This window comes from Variovorax sp. Varisp85, from assembly GCF_047304045.1.
In the GTDB taxonomy this organism is placed as follows: domain Bacteria; phylum Pseudomonadota; class Gammaproteobacteria; order Burkholderiales; family Burkholderiaceae_C; genus Variovorax.
The window spans coordinates 88,332-103,730 of sequence record NZ_JBGLYN010000003.1; the positions used below are offsets into that span (position 1 = coordinate 88,332).

Annotated in this window: 15 protein-coding genes; 2 read left to right on the forward strand and 13 right to left on the reverse strand. The window is 65.1% G+C overall.

The window, feature by feature from the left end; translation table 11 throughout:
- Positions 1–2 precede the first annotated feature (2 nt).
- Both ftsH and ACCC97_RS02635 read right to left on the reverse strand, forming a co-directional pair.
- On the reverse strand, positions 3–1,919 hold the full coding sequence (ftsH, locus tag ACCC97_RS02630; RefSeq protein WP_007836965.1) for an ATP-dependent zinc metalloprotease FtsH: 1,917 nt from the start codon (positions 1,917–1,919) through the stop codon (positions 3–5).
- A gap of 167 nt (positions 1,920–2,086) precedes the next feature.
- A complete protein-coding gene (locus ACCC97_RS02635) occupies positions 2,087–2,755 on the reverse strand; it encodes an RlmE family RNA methyltransferase (RefSeq protein WP_413331513.1) in 669 nt (222 codons plus the stop codon).
- Between the two features lie 33 nt (positions 2,756–2,788).
- On the opposite strand from ACCC97_RS02635, the gene ACCC97_RS02640 reads away from it, so the two are divergent.
- Together ACCC97_RS02640 and ACCC97_RS02645 are read left to right on the forward strand one after the other, a co-directional pair.
- On the forward strand, positions 2,789–3,268 hold the full coding sequence (locus tag ACCC97_RS02640; RefSeq protein WP_042674024.1) for a YhbY family RNA-binding protein: 480 nt from the start codon (positions 2,789–2,791) through the stop codon (positions 3,266–3,268).
- A 2-nt stretch (positions 3,269–3,270) separates the two neighbouring features.
- Complete coding sequence (locus tag ACCC97_RS02645; RefSeq protein WP_413331514.1) at positions 3,271–4,029, forward strand: glycosyltransferase; 759 nt, start codon at positions 3,271–3,273, stop codon at positions 4,027–4,029.
- A 33-nt stretch (positions 4,030–4,062) separates the two neighbouring features.
- Here the strand turns inward: ACCC97_RS02645 and ACCC97_RS02650 are convergent, their stop codons facing one another.
- From ACCC97_RS02650 to lpxD, 11 genes are all read right to left on the reverse strand, one after another.
- The gene (locus ACCC97_RS02650; RefSeq protein ID WP_042674026.1) at positions 4,063–4,479 is read right to left on the reverse strand and encodes a DUF4149 domain-containing protein; all 417 of its coding nucleotides are present in this window, start codon (positions 4,477–4,479) and stop codon (positions 4,063–4,065) included.
- Between the two features lie 11 nt (positions 4,480–4,490).
- Positions 4,491–4,967, reverse strand: a complete 477-nt coding sequence (gene greA, locus ACCC97_RS02655; protein WP_007836973.1) for a transcription elongation factor GreA — start codon at positions 4,965–4,967, stop codon at positions 4,491–4,493.
- Positions 4,968–5,031: 64 nt separating this feature from the next.
- On the reverse strand, positions 5,032–5,901 hold the full coding sequence (locus ACCC97_RS02660) for a Kdo hydroxylase family protein (RefSeq protein ID WP_413331515.1): 870 nt from the start codon (positions 5,899–5,901) through the stop codon (positions 5,032–5,034).
- An 8-nt stretch (positions 5,902–5,909) separates the two neighbouring features.
- Positions 5,910–9,158 carry a carbamoyl-phosphate synthase large subunit gene (carB, locus tag ACCC97_RS02665; RefSeq protein WP_007836975.1) on the reverse strand — a complete coding sequence of 1,083 codons (3,249 nt, stop codon included), beginning with the start codon at positions 9,156–9,158 and terminating at the stop codon, positions 5,910–5,912.
- Positions 9,151–10,335 carry a glutamine-hydrolyzing carbamoyl-phosphate synthase small subunit gene (gene carA / locus ACCC97_RS02670; RefSeq protein ID WP_007836976.1) on the reverse strand — a complete coding sequence of 395 codons (1,185 nt, stop codon included), beginning with the start codon at positions 10,333–10,335 and terminating at the stop codon, positions 9,151–9,153. Before carA ends, carB begins: the two co-directional genes overlap by 8 nt.
- A 142-nt stretch (positions 10,336–10,477) precedes the next feature.
- Positions 10,478–11,263 carry a TrmH family RNA methyltransferase gene (locus ACCC97_RS02675; protein WP_007836977.1) on the reverse strand — a complete coding sequence of 262 codons (786 nt, stop codon included), beginning with the start codon at positions 11,261–11,263 and terminating at the stop codon, positions 10,478–10,480.
- Between the two features lie 5 nt (positions 11,264–11,268).
- Positions 11,269–11,991 (reverse strand): ribonuclease HII, encoded by a 723-nt coding sequence (rnhB, locus tag ACCC97_RS02680; protein WP_042674028.1) that lies wholly within the window; start codon positions 11,989–11,991, stop codon positions 11,269–11,271.
- Complete coding sequence (lpxB, locus tag ACCC97_RS02685; protein WP_413331516.1) at positions 11,963–13,111, reverse strand: lipid-A-disaccharide synthase; 1,149 nt, start codon at positions 13,109–13,111, stop codon at positions 11,963–11,965. Before lpxB ends, rnhB begins: the two co-directional genes overlap by 29 nt.
- Positions 13,112–13,121: 10 nt before the next feature.
- Positions 13,122–13,910 carry an acyl-ACP--UDP-N-acetylglucosamine O-acyltransferase gene (gene lpxA, locus ACCC97_RS02690; protein ID WP_007836980.1) on the reverse strand — a complete coding sequence of 263 codons (789 nt, stop codon included), beginning with the start codon at positions 13,908–13,910 and terminating at the stop codon, positions 13,122–13,124.
- A 26-nt stretch (positions 13,911–13,936) separates the two neighbouring features.
- On the reverse strand, positions 13,937–14,395 hold the full coding sequence (gene fabZ, locus ACCC97_RS02695) for a 3-hydroxyacyl-ACP dehydratase FabZ (RefSeq protein WP_007836981.1): 459 nt from the start codon (positions 14,393–14,395) through the stop codon (positions 13,937–13,939).
- Positions 14,396–14,418: 23 nt separating this feature from the next.
- Positions 14,419–15,396, reverse strand: a complete 978-nt coding sequence (gene lpxD / locus ACCC97_RS02700; RefSeq protein WP_007836982.1) for a UDP-3-O-(3-hydroxymyristoyl)glucosamine N-acyltransferase — start codon at positions 15,394–15,396, stop codon at positions 14,419–14,421.
- Positions 15,397–15,399 lie beyond the last annotated feature (3 nt).

Below are 15,399 nucleotides of genomic sequence, written 5' to 3' on the forward strand. Positions count from 1 at the left end.
CTTCAAGCCGCAGTGGGCGCCGGGTCGGGATTGACCGCCGGCGTGCCGCCGCTGCCGCCACTGCCCGAAGGCGGGATGCGCGGCGTCCAATCCTTGGGCGGGCGCGGCGCACGGCCGGCCATGATGTCGTCGAGCTGTTCGCTGTCGATGGTTTCCCATTCGAGCAGCGCCTTGGCCATGGCGTGCATCTTGTCGCTGTTCTCTTCGATCAGGCGACGCGCCAGGGCGTACTGCTCGTCGATGATGCGGCGCACCTCGCTGTCGACCTTTTCCATGGTCTGTTCGCTCATGTTCGTGGTCTTGGTGACCGAGCGGCCCAGAAACACTTCGCCTTCGTTCTCGGCGTAGACCATCGGGCCCAGCGCATCGGTCATGCCGTAGCGCGTGACCATGTCGCGGGCAATGGAGGTCGCGCGCTCGAAGTCGTTGCTGGCGCCCGTGGTCATCTGGTGCATGAACACTTCCTCGGCGATGCGGCCGCCGAACAGCATGCTGATCTGGTTGAGCATGTATTCGCGGTCGTAGCTGTAGCGGTCCTGCGAAGGCAGGCTCATGGTCACGCCGAGGGCACGGCCGCGCGGAATGATCGTGACCTTGTGGACCGGGTCGCACTTGGGCAGCAGCTTGCCGATGAGGGCGTGGCCGGACTCGTGGTAGGCCGTGTTGCGGCGCTCTTCCTCGGGCATGACCATGCTCTTGCGCTCGGGGCCCATGAAGATCTTGTCCTTGGCCTTCTCGAAGTCCTGCATCTCGACCACGCGCGCATTGCGGCGTGCGGCCATCAGGGCGGCTTCGTTGCAGAGGTTGGCCAGGTCGGCACCCGACATGCCGGGCGTGCCGCGGGCGATCACGCTCGGGTTCACGTCCTGGCCCAGCGGGACCTTGCGCATGTGCACGCCGAGGATCTGCTCGCGGCCGCGGATGTCGGGCAGCGTGACGTAGACCTGGCGGTCGAAGCGGCCGGGACGCAGCAAAGCGGCGTCCAGGATGTCGGGGCGGTTGGTGGCAGCCACCACGATCACGCCGAGGTTGGTTTCGAAACCGTCCATCTCGACCAGCATCTGATTGAGGGTTTGCTCCCGCTCGTCGTTGCCGCCGCCGAGACCGGCGCCGCGCTGACGGCCCACCGCATCGATTTCGTCGATGAAGATGATGCAGGGCGCGTTCTTCTTGGCGTTCTCGAACATGTCGCGGACACGGGCGGCGCCGACGCCGACGAACATTTCAACGAAGTCGGAACCCGAGATCGAGAAGAAAGGCACCTTGGCTTCACCGGCGATCGACTTGGCCAGCAGCGTCTTGCCGGTGCCTGGGGGACCGACCAGCAGCAGACCACGCGGAATGCGACCGCCGAGCTTCTGGAAGCGTTGCGGGTCTTTCAGGAAGTCGACCACTTCACGGACCTCTTCCTTGGCCTCGTCGCAGCCCGCGACGTCGGCAAAAGTGACCGTGTTGTTGTTCTCGTCCATCATGCGGGCCTTGCTCTTGCCGAAGCTGAACGCCCCGCCCTTGCCGCCGCCCTGCATCTGTCGCATGAAGTAGATCCAGACGCCGATCAGCAGCAGCATCGGCCCCCAGCTGACCAGCAGCGTCATGAGGAGCGAGCCCTCTTCGCGCGGCTTGACGTCGAACTTGACGTTGTGGTCGATCAGATCGCCCACGAGGCCGCGGTCGAGCACCGTGGCGGTCGTGCGGATCTTGCGATCGTCGTTGGTGACGGCGACGATTTCACCGCCGGCAGCGCCTTCAGGAATGATGGCGCTCTTGACCTGATTGTTCCGGACCTGGTCCAGGAACTCGGAATAGCTGACTGTCCCCGAACCGACGCTGCCGCGGGTGTCGAACTGCTTGAACACAGTGAACAACACCATGGCAATGACGAGCCATACGGCAACTTTGGAAAACCACTGATTGTTCAAACGAAGCTCCAGGCTAAAGCGCGTGACAGACAGATGAAAAACGCGCTATGGGTACGCAATTGCGACCCATTTTAGGCTTTTCAAGCTGCGAAAAGCGGGCATTTCCCTAATGCGGCGATAGGCTGGCATGGGTTTGTGCCCCGGACGCGCCCCTGCGCAGCAAGGTATCAAGGCGTATCCGAGGCCTTGAGGCCCACGCCGACCAGGAAGGTTTCAGCCGATTTGTCCCGCGATGCCTTGGGCTTGAAAGGCTTGACGATGCGGAAATTCGCCTTGAAAAGCTTCACCAGGTCGTCGTAGCCGCTGCCGTGGAACAACTTGGCCACCAGCGCTCCTTCAGGCTTCAGATGGTGCTGGGCGAAGTCGATCGCAAGCTCGATCAGGTGAGCCACGCGGGCGGCGTCGGCCGAATGGATGCCTGACAGGTTGGGCGCCATGTCCGACACCACCAGGTCGGCCTTTCGGCCCGCCAGCACGCCCAGCAACTGTTGCAGCAGCGCGTCTTCGCGGAAATCCCCCTGCAGGAAGGTCACGCCCTCGATGGGCTCCATCGGCAGGATGTCGAGCGAAACGATGGTGCCGTTGAGCTCGCCGGCCGCCGCCCCGCCGGGCGACATGCGCCGGCGCAGGTACTGGCTCCAGGCGCCCGGGGTAGAACCTAGGTCCACCACCAGCTGCCCCGGCTTGACGAGCCCAAGCGACTCGTCGATCTCCTTGAGCTTGTAGGCGGCGCGTGCGCGATAACCCTCCTTGGCGGCGAGTTTCACGTAGGGGTCGTTGATATGGTCGTGCAGCCACGCCTTGTTGACTTTTTTGCTTTTGGCTTTGGTGCTCATGAAGGTCTTCGTGTACGCGTCGATAATACGGGGATGCCCGCCATTCAACTTACCCCTGCCGAGCGCAAGGTGCACCGCGCCGAAGCTCACCACCTGGATCCGATCGTCATGGTCGGTGGAGACGGGCTCACCCCTGCCGTAAAAAAAGAGGCCGATGCGGCGCTCAAGGCCCATGGCCTGATCAAGGTCCGGGTCTTTTCCGACGACCGCCTCGCCCGCGACGCCATGCTGCGAGAGCTGTCCGACGAACTCGGCGCGGCCCCGATCCAGCACATCGGCAAGCTGCTGGTGCTGTGGCGCCCGAAGCCCGAAAAGGAACGCGTGGTCGATGAAGACCGCATGCCCGGCCCGCGCGACGTCAAGATCGTCAAGTACAGCAAGCGCGGCGGCCAGCGCCCCGAAATCAAGACCCTGCGTGTGCTCGGCAATCAGCGCCTCACCCCCGGCGGCACCATCAAGCGCGCCAAGGCAAAGCGGCCGCTGTCGGCCAAGAAGCGCAACCAGGCGGACTGAGCTTGGTGGCAGCGCAAGGCGCCCAGCGCCACATCCTCTGCATGAAATGGGGCACGAAATACGGCCCCGAATACGTCAACCGGCTCTACGCGATGGTGCGCCGCAACCTCCGCGGCGACTTCAAGTTCGTGTGCCTGACCGACGACGGCAACGGCATCCACCCCGAGGTGACGTGCCTGCCGATCCCGCCCCTCAATCTGCACCTGGCCCCGGGCCAGCGCGATGGCGCCTGGAAGAAGCTCACGACCTTCGAGCAGGACCTGCACGGCCTGCGCGGCACCGCCCTCTTCCTCGACCTCGACGTGGTGGTCGTCGGCAGCCTGGACGCCTTCTTCGAACAGCCCGGCGAATTCCTGATCATTCACGACTACGCCCGCCCCTGGCGACGCGAGCGGGTCACCGGCAATTCGTCGGTCTACCGTTTCGAGTTGGGCGCCCATGCCGACGTGCTGGCGTATTTCCGCGCCAACATGGACAAGGTCCAGGCCGAGTACCGCAACGAGCAGGCTTACCTCTCCGACGTGCTCCACAAGCAGGGCAAGCTGGCCTACTGGCCTGACGCCTGGTGCCCGAGCTTCAAGTACCACGGCATCCCGACCTGGCCGACCAACTACTGGAAAGAGCCCTTCGTGCCCGAGGGCGCGCGCATCATGGTGTTCCATGGCGAGTGCAACCCGCCGGATGCGCTGGCAGGCCGCCGCAACCGGGCCTTCCGGTACATCCGGCCTGCGGGCTGGGTCGCCAAGTATTGGAAAGAGTGAGAGGCACGAGGCGGCAATTGCCGCCTCTGCACTTCAGCCCGGCTTGCGGGCGCCCATGCGCCATAGCAGCACGCCGGTACACAGCCACTGCACGAAGTACATGCCGGTGCCCACGGCGTGCCACAACTTGAGGTTCTCGCGCGCCAGGATGCGCGGCGCCACGGCGTACTGCTGAAGCAGCGCCAGCAACAGCGCCCCCAGGATGAAGAAGATCGCCGTCATTGCCGGCCCGTCCATGCGCTCGTCGGCCTTGGACCTGAAATGGATCAGCAGGATCAGTCCGCAGGCAATTGCGATCCAGCTCTGCGCCTCGAACAACTGGCCGGCGAAGTTGCCCGCCACCGATGGATTGCCCAGCTTCGCGAACAGCATCGGCACCACCAGGAAGCCGATCGTGGTGAGGCTGCCCCACCAGAAGGCGGCCAGCATCAGCGCAATGCGGTCTTTCACGGGTCGAAGAATCAGAGGTAGCGCACGGCCACGATCTCGTAGCGCTTGAGTCCGCCGGGCGCCTGCACTTCGGCGGTGTCGCCTTCTTCCTTGCCGATCAGCGCACGCGCGATCGGGCTGGAAATGTTGATCAGGCCGAGCTTGAGGTCGGCTTCGTCTTCACCAACGATCTGGTACTTCACCGCGTCGCCGGTCTCTTCCTCTTCGAGCTCCACGGTGGAGCCGAACACCACCTTGCCACCGGCATCGAGCTCGCTGGGATCGATGATCTGCGCGGCCGACAGCTTGCCTTCGACCTCCTGGATGCGGCCTTCGATGAAGCCCTGGCGGTCTTTGGCGACTTCGTATTCGGCGTTCTCGCTCAGGTCGCCCTGGGCACGCGCTTCGGAGATGGCGTTGATGACCCAGGGACGGTCCACCGTCTTGAGCTGGTGAAGTTCGGCGCGCAGCTTTTCGGCACCGCGCTTGGTGATTGGAATGGTGGCCATGTTTGGTTCTCCATAAAGCGAAACCGCCGAACGATGCCGTTCGGCGGTCGATTGGGGGGACAGGTCAGACGAGATTGCGTCCGGTCAGCCGGCTCAGGATGGCGAGCGGGCTCGAGTCGGGATTGTATTGCTTCGAAGCGGCCAGATGAAGGGTCTGCTCGAGCATGTACTGGCCCGCCATCACGGCGTGCGAGGTCTGGTCGGAGAAGCACACCCACACCGAGCCCGGCGGGAACTCGGCCTTTTCCTGCGGCGAGTTTTCCTGGTACGCCATGTCCGATTTCATGCCGTCGTGCAGCTGCAGCATCAGGTGGTCGTACTCGCTGCGGAACGACTTGGTCACGTGCAGCGCCTGCAGCAGCCTGGCTTGCCAGCGCACATACGGCTTGGCGCGCGGCAGGAAGCGCTTCGCGATGTTCTCGAAAGGCTCGCCCACCCGCCACACGCGCGGTGCGCCTTCAGGATTGACATTGGTGAACACACGCAGGATGCGCTCGCCGTAGTTGGGACGCGACGGGAACGCATCGACGTGCAAACGCCGATCGTCCGCGCGCCACGACTGCACGCGCGTCTCGACCTGCGCCGGCCGGTAGCTCGTGGGCGCCAGCCGCAAGGCTGGCGTGTAATGCGGCAGCAGCCCATGAATGAGCTGCGTGGCCTGCGCCCGAAAGCGCCCCACCATCGCCGCGGCCTTGCGCTGCACCGCCTCGTCGCCGACAGCGCCCTTGAGCTTGCCATTGGCATCGAGGCTGATGTTGCGCACATCCGGCGACAGCAGGCTCGGCGTGAGCAGGCTGCGCTCTTCGGGCAGCAGCTCGAAGCTCAGGCGCGGGAAATACAGCACCTTGCCCGCTTCCAGCTCCGCGATCCACGCCTCGTTCGGCGTGGCCGCGTTCCAGTCGCTCAGGCTCAGTTCGACGAGCTGCGTTTCCATGACGGCGCTCAGGCGGCAGCCAGCTGCGCGTGCATCTCCTGCACCGAGATCACGCCCAGCTCGTCCATGAAGCCCATGCCTTCCACCGCGGCTTCGGCGCCGAAGATCGTGGTGAACGTGGTCACGCGCGCCAGCAGCGCCGAAGTGCGGATTTGCCGCGAATCGGTGATCGCATTGCGGCGCTCCTCCACCGTATTGATGACCAGCGCAATCTCGTTGTTCTTGATCATGTCCACGATGTGCGGGCGGCCTTCGGTCACCTTGTTCACCGTCGCACATTCGATGCCGGCGGCGCCGATGGCGGCAGCCGTGCCCTTGGTGGCGATGATCTCGAAGCCCAGCTTGACGAGTCCGCGCGCCACTTCCACGGCACGCGCCTTGTCGTTGTTCTTCACCGAGATGAAGACCTTGCCCGACTTCGGCAGGTGTGTGCCCGCGCCGAGCTGAGACTTCACGAAGGCTTCGCCGAAGGTCTTGCCCACGCCCATCACTTCGCCGGTCGACTTCATCTCTGGGCCGAGGATGGTGTCCACGCCCGGGAACTTGACGAAGGGGAACACGGCTTCCTTCACGCTGAAGTACGGCGGCGTGACTTCCTTCGTCACACCCTGCGACTTGAGCGACTGGCCGGCCATGCAGCGTGCCGCCACCTTGGCGAGCTGGATGCCGGTGGCCTTGCTCACGTAGGGCACGGTGCGAGAAGCGCGCGGGTTCACTTCCAGTACGTAGATGACGTCTTTGCCATCCTTTTGCTGGATCGCAAACTGCACGTTCATCAGGCCGACCACGTTCAGAGCCTTGGCCATCGCGGCGCTCTGGCGCTTCAGTTCAGCGATGGTTTCTGCGCTCAGGCTATAGGGCGGCAGCGAACAGGCAGAGTCGCCCGAATGCACACCGGCCTGTTCGATGTGCTCCATCACGCCACCGATCAGCGTGGCGCCTTCGGCGTCGCGGATGCAGTCGACATCGCACTCGACAGCGTCGTTCAGGAAGCGGTCGAGCAGCACCGGCGAGTCGTTGCTGACCTTGACCGCTTCGCGCATGTAGCGCTCGAGGTCGCGCTGCTCGTGCACGATTTCCATCGCGCGGCCGCCGAGCACGTAGCTCGGGCGCACCACCAGCGGGTAGCCCAGCGCCGCAGCCTTTTCGAGCGCCTCGGGTTCGGTGCGCGCCGTGGCGTTCGGCGGCTGGCGCAGGCCCAGTTCATGCAACAGCTTCTGGAAGCGCTCGCGATCTTCGGCCGCGTCGATCATGTCGGGCGAGGTGCCGATGATCGGCACGCCGTTGGCTTCGAGGTCGAGCGCGAGCTTCAGCGGCGTCTGGCCGCCGTACTGCACGATCACGCCGAGCGGCTTTTCGCGGTCGACGATCTCGAGGACGTCTTCGAGCGTCAGCGGCTCGAAGTACAGCCGGTCGGACGTGTCGTAGTCGGTCGACACGGTCTCCGGGTTGCAGTTGACCATGATGGTCTCGTAGCCGTCCTCGCGCATGGCGAGCGCAGCGTGCACGCAGCAGTAATCGAACTCGATGCCCTGGCCGATGCGGTTGGGACCGCCGCCGAGCACCATGATTTTCTTCTTGTCGGTCGGATCGGCTTCGCACTCGTCCTCGTAGGTCGAGTACATGTAGGCCGTGTTGGTCGCGAACTCGGCCGCGCAGGTGTCCACGCGCTTGTAGACCGGGCGCACGCCCAGGGCACGGCGCTTCTCGCGGATGGCCGTGTCGGTGGTCTTGAGCTGCTTGGCCAGGCGGCGGTCGGAGAAGCCCTTCTTCTTCAGCGCGAGCAGCGTGTCCTTGTCGATCTGGTCGAGCGACTTGGTTTCCAGCTCGAGTTCGATCTTCACGATCTCTTCGATCTGCACCAGGAACCACGGGTCGATCTTGGTCAGCGCGAACACCTCATCGACGCTCAGGCCCATGGCGAAGGCATCGCCCACGTACCAGATGCGCTCGGGACCGGGCTCGCCCAGTTCCTTTTCGAGCACTTCGCGGTCCTGCGTCTTCTCGTTCAGGCCGTCGACGCCCACTTCGAGGCCGCGCAGGGCCTTCTGGAACGACTCCTGGAAAGTGCGGCCCATGGCCATCACCTCGCCCACCGACTTCATCTGCGTCGTCAGGCGCGAGTCGGCCTGCGGGAATTTCTCGAACGCGAAACGCGGGATCTTGGTGACCACGTAGTCGATCGAGGGCTCGAACGACGCGGGCGTGGCGCCGCCGGTAATTTCGTTGCGCAGCTCGTCGAGCGTGTAGCCCACGGCCAGCTTGGCCGCGACCTTGGCGATCGGGAAGCCCGTGGCCTTGGAGGCCAGCGCCGACGAACGCGACACGCGCGGGTTCATCTCGATGACGACCATGCGGCCGTCCTTCGGGTTGATGGAGAACTGCACGTTCGAACCGCCGGTGTCGACGCCGATCTCGCGCAGCACGGCCAGCGAGGCGTTGCGCAGGATCTGGTATTCCTTGTCGGACAGCGTCTGCGCCGGTGCCACGGTGATCGAGTCGCCGGTGTGCACGCCCATGGGGTCGAGATTCTCGATCGAGCAGACGATGATGCAGTTGTCGGCCTTGTCGCGCACGACTTCCATCTCGTACTCCTTCCAGCCGAGCAGCGATTCTTCGATCAGCAGCTCGTTGGTCGGCGAGGCTTCGATGCCGCGCTTGCAAATGGTCTCGAATTCGTCGGGGTTGTAGGCGATGCCGCCGCCCGTGCCGCCGAGCGTGAAGCTGGGGCGGATCACGGTCGGGAAACCGAGCGTCTTCTGCACGGCCCAGGCTTCGTCCATCGTGTGGGCGATGCCCGAGCGCGCCGAACCGAGACCGATCTTGGTCATCGCGTCCTTGAACTTCAGACGGTCCTCGGCCTTGTCGATGGCTTCGGGCGTGGCGCCGATGAGTTCGACTGGCTTGTTGGTGGCCGCGCCCGTGTACTTGTCGAGCACGCCGTTGCGCCAGAGGTCGAGCGCGCAGTTCAGCGCGGTCTGGCCGCCCATGGTCGGCAGGATCGCGTCGGGGCGTTCCTTGGCGATGATTTTCTCGACCGTCTGCCAGGTGATGGGCTCGATGTAGGTGACGTCGGCCGTGGCCGGGTCGGTCATGATCGTCGCGGGGTTGCTGTTGATCAGGATGACCTTGTAGCCCTCTTCGCGCAGCGCCTTGCAGGCTTGCACGCCGGAGTAGTCGAACTCGCAGGCCTGGCCGATGATGATCGGGCCGGCGCCGATGATGAGGATCGATTTGAGGTCTGTGCGCTTAGGCATTCTTGCTCTCCGTCTTGTGCTTTTCCATGAGTGCCGTGAAGCGATCGAACAGGTAGCCGATATCGTGCGGGCCGGGCGAGGCTTCAGGGTGGCCCTGGAAGCAGAACGCGGGCTTGTCGGTGCGCGCCAGGCCCTGCAGCGTGTTGTCGAACAGGCTGATGTGGGTGGGACGCAGGGTAGCCGGCAGCGACTTCTCGTCGACCGCGAAGCCGTGGTTCTGGCTGGTGATGCTCACGCGGCCGTTGTCGAGGTCCTTCACCGGATGGTTCGCGCCGTGGTGGCCGAACTTCATCTTGAAGGTCTTGGCGCCCGAGGCCAGCGCCATGATCTGGTGGCCCAGGCAGATGCCGAAGGTCGGGATGCCGGTCTCGATCAGTTCCTTGACGGCGCTGATGGCGTAGTCGCAAGGCTCCGGGTCACCGGGGCCGTTGGCCAGGAAGATGCCATCGGGCTTGAGCTTGAGCACGTCGGCCGCGGGCGTCTGTGCCGGCACCACGGTGATGCGCGCGCCGCGCTGCGCGATCATGCGCAGGATGTTCTTCTTGACGCCGTAGTCGAAGGCGACGACGTGGAACTTCGGTGTGATCTGCACGCCGTAGCCCGCGCCGAGCTTCCACTCGGTTTCAGTCCATTCGTAGGTCTGCGTGACCGACACCACCTTGGCGAGGTCGAGGCCCGACATGCTCGGCGCGGCCTTGGCTGCGGCGATGGCCTTGTCGATCAGCGCCTGCGTCACGGTCTCGCCCGCGGCCAGGCCCAGGATGCAGCCGTTCTGCGCGCCGTGGGTGCGCAGGTGTCGCGTGAGCTTGCGGGTGTCAATGTTCGCAATGGCCACCGTGTTGCCGGACACGAGGTACTCGGTCAGCGTGGTGGTCTTGCGGAAGTTGGAGGCGACGAGGGGCAGGTCCTTGATGATCAGGCCCGCGGCATGGATCTTGTCGGCTTCGATGTCTTCACCGTTGACGCCGTAGTTGCCAATGTGCGGATACGTGAGGGTCACGATCTGCTGGCAGTAGCTCGGGTCGGTGAGGATTTCCTGGTAACCGGTCATGGCGGTGTTGAACACCACTTCACCGGTCGTGGAGCCGGTGGCTCCGATCGAATTGCCTTGAAAGACCGTGCCGTCTGCGAGCGCCAGGATGGCGGGCGGGAAACTTCCCTTGAGAGACAAAAGCACTGGGTTCTCCGGATGGTTACGGTCGCCCGGAGCCCCAGGCGCGTTGCCTGCGGACTGCTGCTTCAGGGGATTTTGGCGTTAAAGGCGGCCGGGCGACGCTGATTTGCGAGTAAGCCCCCGATTGTAGCCCGGACTGGGTGTGTTATTTGGCCTGCAGGGCTGCTCCGCTCGCATGCAAGCAGATCGCGGCAGCTGCCGCGACGTTGAGCGACTCCTCGCCGCCTGGCTGGGCGATGCGGATATGGTGCGTGGCGCGCGCCTCGAGCGCGGGCGACACGCCCTGCCCTTCATGGCCCATCAGCCAGGCGCAGGGATGCGGCAGCTCGGCCTTGTGAAGCCACTCGCCGTGGTGCGAACTGGTCGCCACCAACGGCACTTTCAGGCCGTCGAGCACGTCGGCGTCCACGCCTTCGATCAGCCGCAGGCCAAAATGCGCACCCATGCCTGCACGCAGCACCTTCGGCGCCCACAGGGCCGCCGTACCCTTGAGCGCGATCACCTGGGTGAAGCCGAAAGCGGCCGCGCTGCGAAGGATGGAGCCGGCGTTGCCGGCGTCCTGCAGACGGTCGAGCACCACGCTGGGCGCATCGGGGATCAGCTCCGGCCGCGCTGGCAGGTCGAGCACGAAGCCCATCGGCGCAGGCGACTCCAGGCCGCTGGCGCCGCGCAGCAGATCGTCGCTGACTACTACGGTTTTAATAGCGCTACTTGCCCATTCGGCAGGGGCTGTAGGCCAGAAAGACTCCGAAAACACCGCAATCGCCGGCTTCACGCCGCGCGCCAGCGCCGCCCGGCACAGATGGTCACCTTCGAGCCAGATGCGGCGCAGCTTGCGATAGGCGCCCGGGTCCTGGGCCAGTTTGCGCAGGTCCTTGAGGAGCGGGTTGTCGCGCGAACTGATGAGGCTCGCGCCGGGATCGGTGGTCATGAGAGTCAGGGCGCAGCGCGCAGGTCGAGGTGCACGGTCTCGACCGTTGCCGCGAACACCGTGGGCGCGACAGACTCAGTCTCGACGACCTGCGCGGTACCCGCTGCCGTCCGAGCCAGCGCGGCGGCAACCGGGCTGAACGACCTGCGGTGATGCACACAGGCGCCGTGGCGCTGCAGCGCTTCCAGGTGCTCCGGCGTGCCGTAGCCCTTGTGGCCGGCAAAGCCGTAGTTCGGAAATTCGACGTGCAATTGCTCGCAGAGACGGTCGCGATGGACCTTGGCCAGGATGGACGCAGCCGAAATCGCCTTGACCAGCGCATCGCCCTTGACCACGGCTTCGGCCAGCACGTCCAGCGTCGGCAGGCGGTTGCCGTCGACCAGCACCTTGGCCGGCTTCAGGCGCAAGCCCTCGACCGCGCGCCGCATCGCAAGCATCGTGGCCTGCAGGATGTTGTGCGTATCGATTTCCTCGACGCTCGCCTGGGCGATGGAGCAGCAAAGGGCCTTGGCCAGGATCTGGTCGTGCAGGCGCTCGCGCTGCAAAGGTGTGAGGGTCTTGGAATCGGCCAGTCCGCGGATCGGCCGGGTGTCGTCGAGGATCACCGCCGCGGCCACCACGGGGCCCGCCAGCGGGCCGCGACCGGCCTCGTCCACGCCTGCGAGCAGGCCCGGCGCGTCCCACACCAAACGGGCTTGCTCAGCTTTCAAGAACTTTCTGGATCGCATCGGCGCAAAGTGTCGGCGTATCGCGCTGCAATTGCACGTGCAGCTCGGAAAATCTTTGTTGCAGGGCCCGCGTCTTTTCGGGCTCGTCGAGCCAGGCGAGCGTGGCCTGGGCCAGCGCCTCGGGCGTGGCGGCTTCCTGCAGCAGTTCGGGCACCACGAACTCGCGGCACAGGATGTTGGGCAAGCCGACCCACGGCTGCAACTGCTTGCGCTGCATCAGGCGCCACGAGAGCGCGTTCATGTTGTAGGCGATGACCATCGGCCGCTTGAACAGCGCCGCCTCGAGCGTGGCGGTGCCGCTGGCGATCAGCGTGGCGTCGCAGGCGGCCAGTGCGGTGTGCGACTGGCCATCGAGCAGCTTCACCCGGCCCGTCATGCCGCTGGCCTGGAGCAAGGCCTCGACCTCGGAGCGCAGCCTCGGAAGGATGGGCGCCACGAACTGGAGCGCCGGCCGGGCCTTCTGCATCAGCGCGGCGGCGGCGAAGAATCGGTCCGCCAGGTAGCGTATCTCGGAGCGGCGGCTGCCCGGCAACAAGGCGACGACCTGAGCCTCGGACGCCAACCCGATCGCGGCGCGGGCCGCGGCGCGGTCGGGTGTCATCGGGATCACGTTGGCAATCGGATGCCCCACGTAGCTCGCGGCAACACCCTGCTTTTCGAGCAGTTCGGGCTCGAACGGGAAGATGCACAGCACATGGTCGGCTGCAGCCCGGACCTTCTCGATGCGCTTCGGCCGCCAGGCCCAGATCGAAGGGCAGATGAAATGCACGGTCTTGATGCCCTGGCTGCGCAGCCCGGCTTCGAGATCGAGATTGAAATCGGGCGCATCGACGCCGATGAACAGCTCGGGCCGTTCGCTCAGCAAACGGGTCTTCAGCTGGCGGCGGATGCCGGCGATCTCGGCATAGTGCCGCAGCACCTCGACGTAGCCGCGCACCGCGAGCTTTTCCTGCGGCCACCAGCTCTGGAAGCCGTGGGCCAGCATGCGGGGGCCGCCGATGCCGACGGTCTGGAGATCCGGCCAACGGGCCTGGAGGCCATCGAGCAGCAAACCCGCGAGCAGATCGCCGGAGGCTTCGCCCGCGACCAGCGCGAAGCGTCGCTGTCCGTCCTTCTGCATCGCGGTCACGTCAGCGCGCGATGCCGCGCGTCGAGTTGGCGAGGAAGGACTCCATCAGCGCGACGTCACCTGCAGCTTCCGGCATTTCCGTCGCGAGCGCGGCAATGCCCAGGCGCGCTTCTTCGAGCGTCTTGCCCTGACGGTATAGCAGGCGATGCATCTGCTTCACCGCTGCAAGCCGCTGGGCAGAGAAGTCGCGCCGCCGCAGGCCGACGATGTTGAAGCCGCGCACTGCCAGCGGATTGCCGTCGACCAGCATGAAAGGCGGCACGTCCTGCGACACCGCGCTTGCGAAGCCGAGCATGGCATGCGCCCCCACCGAGACGAACTGGTGAATGCCGGTGAGCCCGCCGACCGTCACCCAGTCTGCGAGGTGAACGTGGCCGGCCAGCGTGGTGTTGTTGGACAGCGTGGTGTGGTTGTCGACCTGGCAGTCATGCGCGATGTGCGTGTACGCCATGATCCAGTTGTCGTCGCCCACGCGCGTCACGCCGCCCGCCCCCGGCACGCCGAGATTGAAAGTGCAGAACTCGCGAATGACGTTGCGGTCGCCGATAACGAGCTCGGTCGGTTCGCCCGCGTACTTCTTGTCCTGGGGAATGGCGCCGAGCGACGAGAACTGGAAGATCCTGTTGTCGCGCCCGATGGTCGTGCGCCCCTCGATCACGCAATGCGCGCCGATGGTAGTGCCCGCGCCCACCCGCACGTGCGGACCGATCACGGTATAGGGACCGACCGACACCGAGGCGTGGAGTTCGGCCTGGGGGTCGACGAGTGCGGTCGAATGAACCTGGGTCATGCCTTGTGGAAACGACTGCGGCCGGATCAGTTGATCTGGCGCATGGCGCACATCAGCGTCGCCTCGCAGGCGAGTTCGCTGCCCACCAGGGCCCGGCCCTTGAACTTGGAAATGCCGGCCTTCATGCGCTCGATCTCGACTTCGAGCGTCAACTGGTCACCGGGCTCCACGGGCCGCTTGAAGCGTGCGCCGTCGATGGCGGCAAAGTAGTAGACGGTGTTGTCGTCCGGCACGATGTCGAGCGAGTGGAACGACAGCAGGGCCGCGGCCTGGGCCATGGCTTCGAGCATCAGCACGCCCGGCATCACCGGACGGTGCGGGAAGTGGCCGTTGAAGAACGGCTCGTTCATCGTCACGTTCTTCAGCGCCGTGATGCGCTTGCCCTTTTCCATGTCCAGTACGCGGTCCACCAGCAGGAACGGGTAGCGGTGGGGCAGCAGCTTGAGGATTTGATGGATATCGAGCGCTATCGCTGGCTTTGTCATGATTTTCTGTTCCTGCATCGTCGTCATTTTTTCGAGGGAGCCTTCTCCAGCGCCTTCAGTCGTTCGCGCAGGCTGTGCAACTGCTTGAGCGTTGCCGCATTCTTTTCCCAGCTCGCATTGTCATCGATGGGAAACATGCCGGTGTATTGGCCGGCCTTGTGGATCGAACGGGTAACCACGGTTGCGGCGGACACGTGGACGCCGTCGGCCACCGTCAGATGGCCCAGCACGATGGCGCCGCCGCCGAAGGTGCAGTTGGCACCGATGGTGGCGCTGCCAGCCACGCCGACACAGCCCGCCATGGCGGTGTTCTTGCCGACGCGCACGTTGTGGCCGATCTGGATCAGGTTGTCGAGCTTCACGCCGTCGTCGATCACTGTGTCGTCGAGCGCGCCGCGGTCGATGCAGGTGTTGGCGCCGATCTCGACGTCGTTGCCGATGCGCACCGCACCCAACTGTTCGATCTTGATCCAGCGCCCCTCGTGCGGCGCCAGGCCGAAGCCGTCGGCACCGATGACCACGCCCGGGTGCAGCAGGCAGCGCTCGCCGATGGTGCAGTCTTCGCTGACCGTCACCCGGGACTTCAGCACAGTGCCCGCACCGATGCGCGCGCCCCGCTCCACCACGCACAGCGCGCCGATGCGCGCAGTGGCATCGACTTGCGCCTCAGCATGGATCACTGCGCTGGGATGGATGCGATCGGCTTCCGGACGCGCGTGGTGCGCCTTCCAGAGCTGTGTCAGGCGGGCAAAGTAGAAGTACGGATCCGGCGTGAGGATGAAAGCGCCACGCGCCGCAGCCGCCTCGCGCATGGCCGGCGACACGATCACGCAAGCGGCCTTCGAAGCCGCCAATTCCTGCTGGTATTTGGGATGGCTCAGGAAACTGAGCGCATCGGGCTGCGCATTCTGCAGCGGCGCCAACCGCTCGATGGACAGCGCCGCATCGCCATGAAGTTCGCCCCCAAGGGCGTCAACGATGGCTCCGAGCTGCAGTGACACGCC